17 protein-coding genes and 1 pseudogene are annotated in these 16,236 nt (G+C 32.3%); 9 read left to right on the top strand and 9 right to left on the bottom strand.

Annotation, left to right across the window (positions count from 1 at the left end; all coding sequences use genetic code 11):
• Together scpA and IDG66_RS09440 are read left to right on the top strand one after the other, a co-directional pair.
• Positions 1 to 1,140: cysteine protease staphopain (gene scpA / locus IDG66_RS09445; protein WP_206172192.1), on the top strand; the 1,140-nt coding region annotated here is incomplete at its 5' end.
• Between the two features lie 30 nt (positions 1,141 to 1,170).
• On the top strand, positions 1,171 to 1,497 hold the full coding sequence (locus tag IDG66_RS09440) for a staphostatin A (RefSeq protein ID WP_000434534.1): 327 nt from the start codon (positions 1,171 to 1,173) through the stop codon (positions 1,495 to 1,497).
• Positions 1,498 to 1,788: 291 nt separating this feature from the next.
• Here IDG66_RS09440 and IDG66_RS09435 read toward each other — a convergent pair whose 3' ends face one another.
• The 4 genes from IDG66_RS09435 to IDG66_RS09420 all read right to left on the bottom strand — a co-directional run bounded on the left by IDG66_RS09435 (position 1,789) and on the right by IDG66_RS09420 (position 5,099).
• The gene (locus IDG66_RS09435) at positions 1,789 to 1,962 is read right to left on the bottom strand and encodes an NETI motif-containing protein (protein WP_000669861.1); all 174 of its coding nucleotides are present in this window, start codon (positions 1,960 to 1,962) and stop codon (positions 1,789 to 1,791) included.
• Positions 1,943 to 2,545: a DUF2179 domain-containing protein gene (locus IDG66_RS09430; protein WP_000011542.1), complete on the bottom strand. Its 603-nt coding sequence runs from the start codon at positions 2,543 to 2,545 to the stop codon at positions 1,943 to 1,945. The genes IDG66_RS09435 and IDG66_RS09430 overlap by 20 nt, the downstream gene beginning before the upstream one ends.
• A gap of 270 nt (positions 2,546 to 2,815) precedes the next feature.
• On the bottom strand, positions 2,816 to 3,637 hold the full coding sequence (nadE, locus tag IDG66_RS09425) for an ammonia-dependent NAD(+) synthetase (RefSeq protein WP_000040866.1): 822 nt from the start codon (positions 3,635 to 3,637) through the stop codon (positions 2,816 to 2,818).
• Positions 3,630 to 5,099: a nicotinate phosphoribosyltransferase gene (locus IDG66_RS09420; protein ID WP_000284431.1), complete on the bottom strand. Its 1,470-nt coding sequence runs from the start codon at positions 5,097 to 5,099 to the stop codon at positions 3,630 to 3,632. Before IDG66_RS09420 ends, nadE begins: the two co-directional genes overlap by 8 nt.
• Before the next feature lie 183 nt (positions 5,100 to 5,282).
• On the opposite strand from IDG66_RS09420, the gene IDG66_RS09415 reads away from it, so the two are divergent.
• From IDG66_RS09415 to IDG66_RS09405, 3 genes are all read left to right on the top strand, one after another.
• Positions 5,283 to 6,359 (top strand): nitric oxide synthase oxygenase, encoded by a 1,077-nt coding sequence (locus tag IDG66_RS09415; RefSeq protein ID WP_000897635.1) that lies wholly within the window; start codon positions 5,283 to 5,285, stop codon positions 6,357 to 6,359.
• 19 nt (positions 6,360 to 6,378) lie between these two features.
• Positions 6,379 to 7,173 (top strand): prephenate dehydratase, encoded by a 795-nt coding sequence (locus IDG66_RS09410; RefSeq protein WP_001177816.1) that lies wholly within the window; start codon positions 6,379 to 6,381, stop codon positions 7,171 to 7,173.
• Positions 7,174 to 7,244: 71 nt separating this feature from the next.
• On the top strand, positions 7,245 to 7,352 hold the full coding sequence (locus tag IDG66_RS09405; RefSeq protein ID WP_001802312.1) for a hypothetical protein: 108 nt from the start codon (positions 7,245 to 7,247) through the stop codon (positions 7,350 to 7,352).
• A gap of 10 nt (positions 7,353 to 7,362) precedes the next feature.
• On the opposite strand, the gene IDG66_RS09400 is transcribed toward IDG66_RS09405, so the two are convergent.
• Together IDG66_RS09400 and IDG66_RS09395 are read right to left on the bottom strand one after the other, a co-directional pair.
• A complete protein-coding gene (locus IDG66_RS09400) occupies positions 7,363 to 8,925 on the bottom strand; it encodes an SLC13 family permease (RefSeq protein ID WP_000323164.1) in 1,563 nt (520 codons plus the stop codon).
• 204 nt (positions 8,926 to 9,129) lie between these two features.
• A complete protein-coding gene (locus IDG66_RS09395) occupies positions 9,130 to 10,227 on the bottom strand; it encodes a glycosyl hydrolase family 28-related protein (RefSeq protein WP_000275710.1) in 1,098 nt (365 codons plus the stop codon).
• A gap of 371 nt (positions 10,228 to 10,598) precedes the next feature.
• Between IDG66_RS09395 and IDG66_RS09390 the strand changes: the two genes are divergently transcribed.
• Both IDG66_RS09390 and IDG66_RS09385 read left to right on the top strand, forming a co-directional pair.
• A complete protein-coding gene (locus IDG66_RS09390) occupies positions 10,599 to 11,159 on the top strand; it encodes a cysteine hydrolase family protein (protein ID WP_000149686.1) in 561 nt (186 codons plus the stop codon).
• A gap of 52 nt (positions 11,160 to 11,211) precedes the next feature.
• Positions 11,212 to 12,141, top strand: coding sequence for a manganese-dependent inorganic pyrophosphatase (locus tag IDG66_RS09385; protein WP_001140871.1), 930 nt, complete (start codon positions 11,212 to 11,214; stop codon positions 12,139 to 12,141).
• Between the two features lie 194 nt (positions 12,142 to 12,335).
• Here IDG66_RS09385 and IDG66_RS09380 read toward each other — a convergent pair whose 3' ends face one another.
• A complete protein-coding gene (locus IDG66_RS09380) occupies positions 12,336 to 12,509 on the bottom strand; it encodes a hypothetical protein (RefSeq protein ID WP_001790680.1) in 174 nt (57 codons plus the stop codon).
• A 51-nt stretch (positions 12,510 to 12,560) separates the two neighbouring features.
• Here IDG66_RS09380 and IDG66_RS09375 point away from each other — a divergent pair, with 51 nt between their 5' ends.
• Positions 12,561 to 13,940 carry an aldehyde dehydrogenase gene (locus tag IDG66_RS09375; protein WP_001021214.1) on the top strand — a complete coding sequence of 460 codons (1,380 nt, stop codon included), beginning with the start codon at positions 12,561 to 12,563 and terminating at the stop codon, positions 13,938 to 13,940.
• A gap of 119 nt (positions 13,941 to 14,059) precedes the next feature.
• Here the strand turns inward: IDG66_RS09375 and pglS are convergent, their stop codons facing one another.
• Positions 14,060 to 15,088: a 6-phosphogluconolactonase gene (gene pglS / locus IDG66_RS09370; protein WP_032099407.1), complete on the bottom strand. Its 1,029-nt coding sequence runs from the start codon at positions 15,086 to 15,088 to the stop codon at positions 14,060 to 14,062.
• Between the two features lie 269 nt (positions 15,089 to 15,357).
• Between pglS and IDG66_RS09365 the strand changes: the two genes are divergently transcribed.
• Positions 15,358 to 15,759, top strand: coding sequence for a YolD-like family protein (locus IDG66_RS09365; RefSeq protein WP_000205106.1), 402 nt, complete (start codon positions 15,358 to 15,360; stop codon positions 15,757 to 15,759).
• Between the two features lie 17 nt (positions 15,760 to 15,776).
• Here the strand turns inward: IDG66_RS09365 and IDG66_RS09360 are convergent.
• Positions 15,777 to 15,985 (bottom strand): annotated as a pseudogene (locus IDG66_RS09360) (transposase); the annotation flags it as partial.
• Positions 15,986 to 16,236: the final 251 nt, after the last annotated feature.

The raw sequence follows: 16,236 nt of genomic DNA, 5'->3' as shown, positions 1-16,236 counted from the left end.
GCTTTAAGTTTAATACTTTCTTTAAGTGTTACCCCTATTGCAAACGCTGAGAGCAATTCAAATATCAAAGCAAAAGATAAGAAGCATGTGCAAGTTAATGTCGAGGACAAGAGTATTCCTACTGAAGTACGTAATTTAGCGCAAAAAGACTATCTTTCTTATGTTACTTCACTTGATAAAATCTATAATAAAGAGAAAGCCTCGTATACACTTGGTGAACCTTTTAAAATTTATAAATTCAACAAAAAGAGTGATGGTAATTATTATTTTCCAGTTTTGAACACTGAAGGTAATATCGATTATATAGTTACAATTTCACCAAAAGTCACTAAGTATTCTAGTTCATCTTCTAAATACACAATCAATGTTTCTCCATTTTTATCTAAAGTCTTAAATCAATATAAAGATCAACAAATTACTATTTTGACAAACTCAAAAGGTTACTATGTGGTTACTCAAAATCATAAAGCTAAACTAGTACTAAAAACACCACGTCTAGAAGATAAAAAGTTAAAAAAGACTGAGAGTATACCTACTGGCAATAATGTAACGCAACTAAAGCAAAAAGCTTCTGTCACTATGCCAACTAGTCAATTTAAAAGTAATAATTATACTTACAACGAGCAATATGTAAATAAACTTGAGAATTTCAAGATAAGAGAAACTCAAGGTAACAATGGTTGGTGTGCAGGCTATACGATGTCTGCATTACTAAATGCGACTTATAATACTAACAAATATCATGCAGAAGCTGTGATGAGATTTTTACACCCAAACTTACAAGGACAACGATTCCAATTTACTGGTTTAACGCCAAGAGAGATGATTTATTTTGGACAAACTCAGGGAAGAAGTCCACAACTTCTTAATAGAATGACTACATATAATGAAGTTGACAATCTTACTAAAAATAATAAAGGAATTGCTGTTTTAGGTAGTAGAGTAGAATCAAGAAATGGTATGCACGTAGGGCATGCCATGGCAGTTGTTGGGAACGCTAAATTAGATAATGGACAAGAGGTTATAATTATATGGAATCCATGGGATAATGGTTTTATGACTCAAGATGCTAAAAACAATGTTATTCCAGTATCCAATGGCGACCATTATCAATGGTATTCATCTATTTATGGTTATTAAAATTTGTATTTTAGAAAGGTAAATAATATTATGGAACAATTTGAATTATTTAGTATTGATAAATTCAAATGTAATTCAGAGGCTAAGTATTATCTTAATATTATTGAGGGAGAATGGCATCCTCAAGATTTAAATGATAGTCCTTTAAAATTTATTCTCAGTACCTCAGACGATTCTGATTACATTTGCAAATATATAAATACAGAACACAAACAACTCACATTATATAATAAAAATAATAGCTCAATTGTTATTGAAATATTTATACCAAATGATAATAAAATACTACTAACAATTATGAACACAGAAGCTTTGGGAACTTCTCCTAGAATGACTTTCATTAAGCAAAAGTCATAAGACTATCTAGATATGATTAAGTAAACTATTAATCTTATTAAAGGTCTCTAGGAAGAAAAAATTTCATGCGATGAGATTTTTTTAGAAAAAGCGACGATATATATAATCTAACAATAATTTTTAAAATATTAAGAACCCCCAGCATATGCTTTATATAGCTTGCTGGGGGTTTCTCATACAATATGGATCGAGCATCTTGCATGTATAAACAAATAGGCTATTCAAAGTAAAATTACTCAAACTTTGAATAGCCTTTCCTCTTCAAATAGTCTTTATTTAAATTGGATTATGTTATTGGATTTTCTTACCTACAAAAATGATTTCTTGATGTGATACTTCAACCGTGCCATCTTTTTGCTCTTGAAACACGGGTTTTTCAATACGTTTTACCGGCATATACCCTTGCATTTTCATTCGTGACAAACAATCAGCAATTGTTTCATTCTCATTTACTTTGAATTTCATGTTCTACTACACTTTCCAGTTCTTCTGGTTCATAATCTTTAAGCTTTCTACGACGAATGCCTTTAGTCCAGAATCCACCATGTATGTTTCGAGGTTCATACGCAATGATAAATGCTTTCGGATCTAAATTTTTTATCGTATCCATCAATTTACGTTCATATTTTCTTGGTGTTAAAATTTGCATCACCATACGACTACCATCTCTACCAAACGCAGCATAGTGCGTAACGCCATATCCTAAATTTCGAAGTTCATTCGGTAAATCTAACTCATATTCTGCTGAAGTTACATTTACAACTGTATAACCTAATGCCAGTTTTTCTTCTATTTTCATACCAACAATGATACCTATTGAAAAACCAAATGCGTAGGCAATAATATTTTGAATATGGTCTAAATTAGACATAACCAAACCTAAACCAACGATATAAACTAATACTTCTAAAAAACTAACTGATGCAGCAATATAACGATAACCTTTCAACGTTAAAATTGTTCGCATCGTTAAAAACGTTACATAACAAACGTTAATGATAAATATAGTTAGTACCATTAACCATGGATTTTCTGTTACGAATGACATAAGGCGCCCCACTCTCTTTCAATTACACTTTAAATACCAAACTGCTTCAAACTAACCTTAATGAATGCATATTAATATAATATAGTACGAAAACTCTCATAAATAAATAGCGAATTTGTCATAAATAAAAATTTATTCTCAAATGAACATACTTACTTTAGTTCATACACTTTCAATTTATACACTGAAGTAGTCTAGCTGAATGTGGTTTAATGTTATTAATTCTAACTCATATTTAATTTAAGTCACACGTTAGAAGAAAAAATTAAATTAGGATTTTGGCCACGTGTATCTTGTATATGCAAGTTCACGTTTGTGTGCATTTCGTATATAATGATTTTCAATTACTTTTTGTTCTTCTGGCGTAACTGGCTTACCTTCTAAATAATTATCAATCGCCTCATAAGTTACACCTAATGCATCTTCATCTGGAAGCTGTGGTTTATCATCTTCTAAATCAGCAGTTGGCGTTTTTTCATATAATTCCTTTGGCGCACCAAGATACGCTAATAATTGACGACCTTGTCGTTTATTCAAACCAAATATAGGTGCGATATCTGCAGCACCATCACCGTACTTCGTATAAAAACCAGTTATATTTTCTGCAGAATGATCAGTGCCAACTACGATACCTTGTCGGTTTGAAGCAATTGAAAATTGTACTTTCATACGTTCACGCGCTTTTTCATTTCCTTTTTGGAAATCTGTAAGAACAATACCGGCTTCTTTTAATGATTGCACACTTTGATCAACTGCAGGCTTAATATTGACTGTTACTATTTCATCTGGTTCAATGAATCGCAAAGCTTGGTCAACTTCATCAGCATCTTTTTGAACTCCATAAGGTAATTTAACTGCAATAAACGTACAATCAATGCCTTCTTCACGTAATTCGTTAACAGACATTTGTACTAGTTTTCCAACTAATGTAGAATCCTGTCCTCCTGAAATACCTAACACTAAAGATTTTATAAATGAATGTGATTGTACATAATTTTTTATAAATTGCTTTAATTCCATAATTTCTTCAGCACTATCGATACGCTTTTTCACTTTCATTTCTTGTACAATAACGTCTTGTAATTTACTCATTATCTTCTTCCATCTCCTTAACGTGTTCCGCAACTTCAAAAATACGTTTATGTTTATTATCCCAACATGCCTTGCTTAAATCGACTGGATATTCTTGTGGATTCAGGAAACGCTTATTTTCATCCCAAATAGATTGTAATCCTAGTGCTAAATATTCACGTGATTCATCTTCTGTTGGCATTTGATATACTAATTTACCATTTTCATAAATATTATGATGCAAATCAATGGCTTCGAAAGATTTTATAAATTTCATTTTATAAGTATGCACTGGATGGAATAATTTTAAAGGTTGTTCATCGTATGGATTTTCATTTTCCAAAGTAATATAATCGCCTTCTGCCTTACCTGTTTTCTTGTTTATAATGCGATATACATTTTTCTTACCTGGCGTCGTAACCTTTTCAGCGTTATTTGATAATTTAATACGATCACTATATGAACCATCTTCATTTTCAATAGCTACAAGTTTATATACTGCACCTAATGCTGGTTGATCGTATCCTGTAATCAGCTTTGTACCAACGCCCCAAGAATCTACTTTTGCACCTTGTGCTTTCAAACTCGTAATCGTTTCTTCATCCAAATCATTAGACGCGATAATTTTAGTTTCAGTAAATCCTGCTTCATCAAGCATACGTCTTGCCTCTTTAGATAAATAAGCGATATCTCCAGAATCTAATCGAATACCTACAAAGTTAATTTTGTCACCTAATTCTTTTGCAACTTTTATTGCGTTTGGCACGCCAGATTTTAAAGTATGGAATGTATCTACTAGGAACACACAATTTTTATGTCTTTCAGCATATTTTTTGAAGGCAACATATTCGTCTCCATAAGTTTGGACAAATGCATGTGCATGTGTACCAGACACAGGTATACCAAATAATTTCCCCGCCCTAACATTACTTGTAGAATCAAAGCCCCCGATGTAAGCAGCTCTAGCGCCCCACAATGCTGCATCAATTTCTTGCGCACGACGTGTACCAAACTCCATTAATTTATCATTTGATGCAATTTGACGAATTCTGCTAGCCTTTGTTGTAATTAGTGTATGGAAATTTACAATGTTTAATAAAATTGTTTCTATTAATTGCGCTTGAATCAATGGTGCTTCTACGCGTAACAATGGTTCGTTACCAAAGCATAACTCGCCTTCTTGCATCGAACGAATGCTTCCTGTGAATTTTAAATCTTTTAAATATGATAAGAAATCATCCTTGTAGCCAATAGACTTTAAATATTCCAAATCAGATTCTGAAAATCCAAAATGTTCTATAAAATCAATGACGCGTTTTAAACCATTAAAAACAGCATAGCCACTATTAAATGGCATTTTTCTAAAATACAAATCAAATACAGCCATTTTTTCATGAATATTATCATTCCAATAACTTTCAGCCATATTTATTTGATATAAGTCATTATGTAACATTAAACTGTCGTCTTCTAATTGGTACACTTGTATCTCTCCAATCGACCTAAATATTTTCTTACATTTTATCATAATTCATTTTTTTATATACATAAGAGCTCCTTAATTTCCATACTTTTAATTAAAATCAACCAACAATTTAATGACATATACATAATTTTTAAGAGTATTTTAATAATGTAGACTATAATATAAAGCGAGGTGTTGTTAATGTTATTTAAAGAGGCTCAAGCTTTCATAGAAAACATGTATAAAGAGTGTCATTATGAAACGCAAATTATCAATAAACGTTTACATGACATTGAACTAGAAATAAAAGAAACTGGGACATATACACATACAGAAGAAGAACTTATTTATGGTGCTAAAATGGCTTGGCGTAATTCAAATCGTTGCATTGGTCGTTTATTTTGGGATTCGTTAAATGTCATTGATGCAAGAGATGTTACTGACGAAGCATCGTTCTTATCATCAATTACTTATCATATTACACAGGCTACAAATGAAGGTAAATTAAAGCCGTATATTACTATATATGCTCCAAAGGATGGACCTAAAATTTTCAACAATCAATTAATTCGCTATGCTGGCTATGACAATTGTGGTGATCCTGCTGAAAAAGAAGTTACACGCTTAGCAAATCACTTAGGTTGGAAAGGAAAAGGTACTAATTTTGACGTGTTACCACTGATTTACCAATTACCTAATGAGTCAGTTAAATTTTACGAATATCCTACTTCATTAATTAAAGAAGTACCTATTGAACATAATCATTATCCAAAATTAAGAAAATTGAACTTAAAATGGTATGCAGTCCCTATCATTTCCAATATGGACTTAAAAATCGGTGGCATTGTATATCCAACTGCACCCTTTAACGGTTGGTATATGGTAACTGAAATTGGCGTACGTAACTTTATTGATGATTACCGTTACAATTTACTAGAAAAAGTTGCAGATGCGTTTGAATTTGATACACTTAAAAATAATTCATTTAATAAAGATCGAGCACTTGTTGAATTGAACTATGCTGTGTATCATTCCTTTAAAAAAGAAGGCGTATCAATTGTCGATCATTTGACCGCTGCAAAGCAATTCGAACTATTCGAACGTAATGAAGCACAACAAGGTCGTCAAGTTACCGGAAAATGGTCTTGGCTAGCGCCGCCATTATCTCCAACATTGACGTCAAATTATCATCATGGATATGACAATACAGTAAAAGATCCAAACTTTTTCTATAAAAAGAAAGAATCAAATGCTAACCAGTGCCCTTTCCATCATTAAGTTAGTAGAGGTGTAGCATATGCAATTATATTATTTAGGCCCTAAAGGTACATTTTCATATTTGGCTTGTCGTCAGTATTTTTCTGAAAAGGAAACAACTTTTCAACCAAAGTCAAATTTATTTGAAGTCATCAAGGCAGTTGCAGATGATGACACATCGATTGGTGTTGTCCCTATTGAAAATTCTATAGAAGGAACAATCAACATTGTGGCAGATGCACTTGCACAGCAAGATGTCTTTGCACACGGTGAAATACGTTTAGATATTAACTTTGCATTATATGGTAATGGAACAGATTCCATTTCTGATATTAAAAAAGTGTATTCTATTGCACCAGCAATCAGTCAAACAACAAATTACATACATCAACATCAATTTGACTATGATTATGTCGACAGTACAATTCAAAGTTTGACTAAAATTGAAAATGGCGTTGCAGCAATTGCACCTTTAGGTAGTGGCGAAGCTTATGGTTTTACACCTATTGATACACATATTGAAGACTATCCACATAACGTGACACGTTTTTTAGTTATAAAAAATCAGCAGCAATTTGATCAAAATGCGACATCATTGATGTTTTTAATTACACCAATGCATGATAAACCTGGGTTGTTAGCAAGTGTGCTTAATACATTTGCTTTGTTTAATATTAATTTATCCTGGATTGAGTCTCGTCCTTTAAAAACACAATTAGGTATGTATCGATTTTTCGTTCAGGCTGATTCTGCAATTACAACCGATATAAAGAAAGTCATTGCTATTTTAGAAACCTTAGATTTCAAAGTAGAAATGATTGGTGCTTTTAATTAAACTTTATTTTCTAGGTTCTACAATTTAAATAAAATAAAGAGTCAACCAAGGATTAAAATAGGAATCCATCCTTGGTTGACTTTCTTTTGTTTGTATTGTTTTTACACGATGCTGCTGTATACGTTTCATTACCACTCGTTCAAGCAATTGCTAATGTAACCTTTTATTTTTCGTTCTAATCTGCAATTACTATTTCAATGGCAGTGGTTGATTTATATCAATACCTAAAACTATAGGCATTACATAATACACGACTAAAATAATAATTATTGCACTGATTAAGTTTACCCAGAATCCTACTGATGCCATTTGTTTGATAGATATTTTACCTGAACCAAAGATAATTGCATTCGGTGGTGTCCCTACTGGTAACATGTATGCACAGTTAGCCGCCATAGCTGCAGGTGCCATAAGTAGTAATGGATGCACTCCAACAGCAACAGACAACGTTGCTAAAATCGGTAAAATCATCGTTGCAGTTGCAGTATTAGATGTCACTTCAGTTAAAAATAAGACAAAGATTGTTATGACAATTACAATAAGAATCGGACTAACACCATTTAATGATTTCAACTGTTCGCCTAACCATTTTGCTAAACCACTTTCAGAAATACCTTTCGCTAATGCTAAACCGCCACCAAATAAAATTAATACACCCCAAGGGAGCTCTTTTGCAACTTCCCAGTCAATGATACGGCGATGTTTTTCAGTATTTTTAGCTGGAATAACAAATAATAATATTGATATAAAAATAGCAATCGTACCATCTGCAACGGATGACGTAACTTCCCATTTTTTCAGAAGAAACTCTCTTGTAATCCATAATAAGCTGGCAAGTACAAAGATAGTTTGTACTACCTTTTCTTCATACTTCATTTTGCCAAGCTCGTCTAACTTTTGTTTAATTAACGTCTGACCACCAGGTAAATATTTCAAATCATGTCTAAACGCAACATATCTTAAATAGAGCCAAGTAATACCTAACAAAACAATGACCGTTGGAATCCCTACAATCATCCATTTAGCAAAACTAATTTCATGTCCAAAATGTTGCATATATTGTCCTTTTAAAATAATTAATGGCGGGGTTCCGATTAATGTACCCAAGCCACCAATCGTACCTGCATAGCCAATTGCTAAAACTAGAGATTTTTCAAACTTTTGAATACTTGTTTGATTCGTATTGGCTTCTTGTAAATCATGTGCTTCCTTAATAATTGCTAAACCAATCGGAATCATAATCATTACAGCTGCAGTGTTCGATACAAACATAGATAAGAATCCTGTTGCCACCATGAATCCAAGTAATATTTTTGAAGTGCTTGCACCAATCAAATTAATAATTGTCAACGCTACTCTCGTATGTAAATTCCATCTTTCCATTGCAATTGCCAAAATAAATCCACCTAAAAACAAAAAGATAATATCATTGCCATATTCGGATGATACTTGTTCTGGTGTAAGTATATGACCTAATGGTAATAACACAATTGGTAATAAGCTCGTTGCTGCAATAGGAATTGCTTCAGTAATCCACCAAGTCGCAATCCATAAAGTAATCGCTAAGACATATACGCCTTTCCAAGGTAAGTCTTGTGGATGAAAGAATAATAATGTTAATAGGAAAAGTAATGGACCTAATATTAGTCCAATAAGTTGTCCCGCACTAAACGGTTTCTTTTTCTTTGATTTTGAAAAGAATGTTAAATACCTTTTCGATATCATTGATTGATGTTGATTGAAATAAGCCATAAATTTCCCCCTCATGATGATTATGACAAGCTACTTCAACTCACTATATTAGAGTATAGAAAGTTGTCTATCTTGTATTATCATTACCGTCAAAATACCCCTTTCATCAGATAATTGGGTTTATTATAGCATATTTATACCGTTTTATGAATGCGCTTTCAAAAATTATCTACTATTCTTAATCCTAATGTCATGCGAAACTTTTTACTTTTTTATTTCATCTACATTGATTGTAGTAACTTGAATACCCGCTTCAACAGGACTTAAAAACACTGTATCAATATCTTCTAAATGAATTGATTGAGTCGAATTATTGAATGTATTCCCAACGATTAATACATCTTTATGTTTAACATTATTATAATTACGTACATGTATCGCATCTTTAGACATTGATCCTTTAAATTCATTTCCAATTATATTCATATTTATGCCTGCTTGGGAACCTAAGTCTTTTCCTGTCATCACATCTGCTGCATTTTTACCATCTCTAACTCCTAAATATCTAATACCACCCTCACAGTTAATAAACTTATTATTAATAATGAAAGCATCTTTATACTTCAAGGGAGTTAATGCATAACCTTGTATATCTTCAAATATATTATTTCTAATATGAATATTCTCATAGTAACGATTATGTCTACTTGCATGTGAGCCAATAGCACGATTCCAACTTCCCATTTCGGGCAATTCTGAAGGTCCAAAATAACAATCTTCGATAACGACATTTTTCGTTATCGTACCATCTGTCGTTCCGAATTTTGGAAAAGCACCAGGTACTTGAATGTCTAATTGTATTGCTTCAGAATAAAAGCGTTCGCCACTATAGTCTATAAATCCTTCAAATGAACAACTTTTAATATAGAGTCCATTAATCCCGCAAGCATCAATTGCATGACCACTCACTACATTCTTAATAGTCACACCTATTAATTGAATATCTTCAGCATGCCCAATGCACATAGCTGTATTGTTATAAGGATACGATACGCCATTCATATCAAGCTTGCCGCCTTTAATATGAATATGACTGTGTCCATTATAACCACGATAAAAACCAAAGCGATGACCATTTTTTAATAAAGGACCAGAATGACATCGGCGTAAAATAGTTTCATTATCCAACAAAAGTGTTGTATTGCCATATATCGTTAATGGTTTGCAAATATCATACGTCCCTTTCGGTATATAAACTGTCGTTGGTTTACATCTTCCACGATTTAACGCATGTTGTATTGCTCGAGTATCTTTAGTTTTGTTTATGCCTGTTAACCCATAATCTTTCATATTGATATACATAAATCGTCATCCTTTGTCTATTTTCTAATTACTCATATATTAACCAATTATTCAAATTATAATCGTGTTAGGTTGATTTAACAGATAGTCATAAATCTCGTGATGCCATCTATTAGCATTTTTATATTCAAAACATCAACACTTGATATTAGTTCTAAGTTTGTCACATTTAGTATTCTATTACAGCTATTTTAAAACTATCGCAAAAACTTCTTATATTATTTGTTGATTGCGTGATTTGCTCTTCCAAAAAAGTTGATTAATCTATATACTTAATCTATATTTATATATTAACCATTAGGGTTAAAAATTACTCTAGCATTTATGAATAGATGGGAGTTTATTTTATTATTATATAGGAGAGATGTTGAATGACACATCGCGCACTATTAGTTGTTGACTATTCATATGACTTTATCGCAGATGACGGCTTACTAACATGCGGTAAACCTGGACAAAATATTGAAGATTTTATTGTTTCTCGTATCAATGACTTTAATTATTATCAAGACCATATATTCTTTTTAATGGATTTACATTATTTACATGACATTCATCATCCTGAAAGTAAATTATTCCCACCACACAATATCGTAGATACAAGTGGTAGAGAATTATACGGTAAAGTAGGTAAATTATACGAAACAATTAAAGCGCAACCTAATGTACATTTCATTGATAAAACGCGCTATGATTCGTTCTTTGGTACCCCGCTTGATAGTTTATTGAGAGAAAGAAGTATTAATCAAGTCGAAATCGTTGGTGTATGTACCGATATTTGCGTGTTACATACAGCAATTTCTGCATACAACTTAGGTTATAAAATTTCAGTACCTGCTGAGGGAGTGGCTTCATTTAATCAAAAAGGGCATGAATGGGCACTTGCACATTTCAAAAACTCATTAGGTGCAGAGGTAGAACAACACGTTTAAATCGTGCTAAAATAATTATAAAGAATACAATTTACAAGGGAGATATTTGACAATGGCTAAAACATATATTTTCGGACATAAGAATCCAGACACTGATGCAATTTCATCTGCGATTATTATGGCAGAATTTGAACAACTTAGAGGTAATTCAGGAGCCAAAGCATACCGTTTAGGTGATGTGAGTGCAGAAACTCAATTCGCGTTAGATACATTTAATGTACCTGCTCCGGAATTATTAACGGATGATTTAGATGGTCAAGATGTTATCTTAGTTGATCATAACGAATTCCAACAAAGTTCTGATACGATTGCCTCTGCTACAATTAAGCATGTAATTGATCATCACAGAATTGCAAATTTCGAAACTGCTGGTCCTTTATGTTATCGTGCTGAACCAGTTGGTTGTACAGCTACAATTTTATACAAAATGTTTAGAGAACGTGGCTTTGAAATTAAACCTGAAATTGCCGGTTTAATGTTATCAGCAATTATCTCAGATAGCTTACTTTTCAAATCACCAACATGTACACAACAAGATGTTAAAGCAGCTGAAGAATTAAAAGATATTGCTAAAGTTGATATTCAAAAGTACGGCTTAGATATGTTAAAAGCAGGTGCTTCAACAACTGATAAATCAGTTGAATTCTTATTAAACATGGATGCTAAATCATTTACTATGGGTGACTATGTGACTCGTATTGCACAAGTTAATGCTGTTGACCTTGACGAAGTGTTAAATCGTAAAGAAGATTTAGAAAAAGAAATGTTAGCTGTAAGTGCACAAGAAAAATATGACTTATTTGTACTTGTTGTTACTGACATCATTAATAGTGATTCTAAAATTTTAGTTGTAGGTGCTGAAAAAGATAAAGTTGGCGAAGCATTCAATGTTCAATTAGAAGATGACATGGCCTTCTTATCTGGTGTCGTTTCTCGAAAAAAACAAATCGTACCTCAAATCACTGAAGCATTAACAAAATAATACTATATTACTGTCTAATTATAGACATGTTGTATTTAACTAACAGTTCATTAAAGTAGAATTTATTTCACTTTCAATGAACTGTTTTTTATTTACGTTTGACTATTTTACAACCCCTTTTCAATAGTAGTTTTTATTCCTTTAGCTACCCTAACCCACAGATTAGTGATTTCTATACAATTCCCCTTTTGTCTTTACATTTTCTTAAAATATTTGCGATGTTGAGTATAAATTTTTGTTTTCTTCCTACCTTTTTCGTTATGATTAAAGTTATAAATATTATTATGTACACGATTCATCGCTCTATTTTCAACTTTCAACATATATAATTCGAAAGACCATTTAAAATTAACGGCCACAACATTCAAATCAATTAATCGCTTTTTCCAAAATAATCATATAAGGAGGTTCTTTTCATTATGAATATCATTGAGCAAAAATTTTATGACAGTAAAGCTTTTTTCAATACACAACAAACTAAAGATATTAGTTTTAGAAAAGAGCAATTAAAGAAGTTAAGCAAAGCTATTAAATCATACGAGAGCGATATTTTAGAAGCACTATATACAGATTTAGGAAAAAATAAAGTCGAAGCTTATGCTACTGAAATTGGCATAACTTTGAAAAGTATCAAAATTGCCCGTAAGGAACTTAAAAACTGGACTAAAACAAAAAATGTAGACACACCTTTATATTTATTTCCAACAAAAAGCTATATCAAAAAAGAACCTTATGGAACAGTTTTGATCATTGCACCATTTAACTATCCTTTTCAACTAGTGTTCGAACCTTTAATCGGTGCTATTGCAGCAGGTAATACGGCAATTATTAAACCATCTGAGTTGACACCAAATGTTGCACGAGTGATTAAACGATTAATCAATGAAACATTTGATGCAAATTACATTGAAGTTATTGAGGGAGGAATTGAAGAAACGCAAACGTTAATTCACTTACCTTTTGACTATGTCTTCTTTACAGGAAGTGAAAATGTAGGCAAAATCGTTTATCAAGCTGCCAGCGAAAATTTAGTTCCTGTGACATTAGAAATGGGTGGTAAATCTCCAGTCATCGTTGATGAAACAGCGAATATTAAAGTTGCTAGTGAGCGCATTTGTTTTGGGAAATTCACTAATGCCGGCCAAACATGTGTTGCACCAGATTACATTTTAGTACACGAATCTGTAAAAGATGATTTAATCACAGCCCTATCAAAAACGTTGCGTGAATTTTATGGTCAAAATATACAACAAAGTCCAGATTATGGCCGCATTGTAAACCTTAAACATTATCATCGTCTGACTTCATTACTTAACAGTGCACAAATGAATATTGTATTTGGTGGTCATAGTGATGAGGATGAACGTTATATAGAACCAACATTGTTAGATCACGTTACAAGTGATTCAGCAATTATGCAAGAAGAAATTTTTGGTCCTATCTTACCGATTTTAACGTATCAGTCATTGGATGAAGCAATAGCCTTTATTCACCAAAGACCAAAACCTTTGAGTTTATATTTATTTAGCGAAGATGAAAATGCTACACAACGTGTAATAAACGAGCTATCATTTGGCGGCGGCGCTATTAATGATACATTGATGCACCTAGCGAATCCTAAATTACCATTTGGTGGTGTTGGCGCCTCAGGTATGGGACGCTATCATGGTAAATATTCATTCGACACTTTTACACATGAAAAAAGCTACATTTTCAAATCTACACGATTAGAATCAGGTGTCCATTTACCACCATATAAAGGTAAATTTAAATACATCAAAGCTTTCTTTAAAAATTAATTTTTGAGCCAAAAATAAACCATGCTTCCATAATTTGATGTTCTTGAAAACAATAAATTTCAAGGTATACACAAATTTTTTGGAAACATGGTTTTCTTTTTATCATGATTAATTAAAGATTAAAATATGACACATACACCTTCAGATGCTACACGAGTGTTATCACATAGCGTAATTTTACCTGTTTCTTTATTTCTTTCGAAAACAGTTACAACTGAATCTCCTTGCTCATGAGCACAAACTAAAAGGTCATCTGATGAGGCAATATTAAAATCTCTTGGGAATTGACCACCACTTTCAGTAATTGTTACTAGTTCTAAGTGTTGACCATTATCAAGAACTTTAAAAATTGCAATGCTATCATGCCCTCTATTAGATACATATAAGAATTGTTGATCATGAGATAAACGCACTGCTGCAAGTTTAGTATCTCCATCAAAGTTTTCAGGAATTGTTAAATGACGCTCGAGCTCTTCAAATTTACCGTCATTATATTCTGCAACACTCACAGCATTTGATAATTCGTGTACGACATAAGCAAATTTTCCATTATCATGAAATTCAATATGTCTTGTCCCATCACTATCTTTAAATAAAGATTCTTTATAAAATTCAAACCCGTTGTCATCAAATTTATAAGTAACGATACGATCAGCACCTAAATCTGTTACTGCAACGTACTTACCATCTGGAGTTTGATTAATATAATGTGCGTGTGGATGATCTTGTCTTTCATGTGTACCTGTTGGAAAATCATGCGCAAGTTCTTGAATTAGACGTATAATTTCACCTGTGTGCGTGTTTAATTCATACATACGTATGATGCCAGCACCATATACCGCTTCAAATAAATATCGTTTATCTTCTGAAATCGATACATAACAACCTGTACCAGCTTTTGAAGACAAACATTTATTTAATAAATGCAATTCACCATTGTCATCAATTTTCAAACTCGCAACACCGCATTGTTCTCCTTCTTTGTTGATTCCATATAAAACTTCATTATTACGCACCAAATATGTAGACGCTTCTAATTCAAATCCTGTTTCTAATAAATCAATACGTGACTGATTTTCGTTTAATTCAAAGCGATAAATCCCTTTACCATTCTTTTTAGTGTAAGAACCAATATATCCATTTGTCATTACTTTTACCCCTCCATGTTAGTCTTATTTTCATTTTATTAAATTTTAGCTAGAATTAACAATCATTTATCATTTCCTTAAAGCTAAAACTATTTAACTACTTTAAAAGAACTATTTGCTGTGATATGTCATTATTCGATTTTAATTAATCCCTCTTTTTTACTTACACGAGCATTAATTATTAACGCGTTTATGCTTCCACAAAATTTTTGTTGCAAAATAGAACACATGTTCGTATAATGTAATTATCAGATTGGGGTGAATTAAGGATGACAAGTTATGAAGAAGAAACTGATTATCGTAACGTTCCAAGAGAATTACTAGATAACAATATACCTATGGGAAGAGGCATGATTAAATGGGCTCCTTTTGCAACATTACCCGAACAATTCGAAACGATTCAACAATACATTATCGACCAAAACAAAATTACACGTCCTGTATTATCAGATGATCAATTGGCTGAGCTAAACATTCGGCTACACGAGGCGCTACAATATGCCCAACCTGTAGAAGTTAAATTTTATAATAATGGCTTTGTAGATTCAGTACGCTTAACCATTTATCGTATTGATGCTATTAATTATGAAATTGATGGTTATGTTTACAATCAGCAACAACGTCAAAAAATTTCTATCTTTGATATCTTAGATATTGTCTTGTTACCTTAATGCTTTGAACATAATTAAACAGATTGAGTATATGCATATAAGATGATTTTTAACATCATTTTTGGATGATAGGATGTTGCGCCACGATGATGTCTGAATTCATCGAATTCGCTATCAGGTATTGTTTCAACAATTTCATTAACATATCGTGAAATATCATTTTGAGGGATTCTAACAGAAGTTTCTATTGGTAGTGTAGTTGGGTCATGTTATAATTTTTATACATAAGGCACCTCGTTAATTTAGTTTAGTGGTATTTATTAAATTATAAGAAGGGACCCAACACAGAAAATTCATTTTATTGAATTTTACATTTATGTGCAAGTTGGGCAAAGTGTCTTATTTTTTAAAAGTATTTCAAAGTAAAATTACATGTTAATACGTAGTATTAATGGCGAGACTCCTGAGGGAGCAGTGCCAGTCGAAGACCAAGGCTGAGACGGCACCCTAGGAAAGCGAAGCCATTCAATACGAAGT

The organism is Staphylococcus sp. EG-SA-18, from assembly GCF_017151825.1.
In the GTDB taxonomy this organism is placed as follows: Bacteria; Bacillota; Bacilli; order Staphylococcales; family Staphylococcaceae; genus Staphylococcus; species Staphylococcus aureus.
This window is presented reverse-complemented; position numbering and strand designations above follow the sequence as displayed.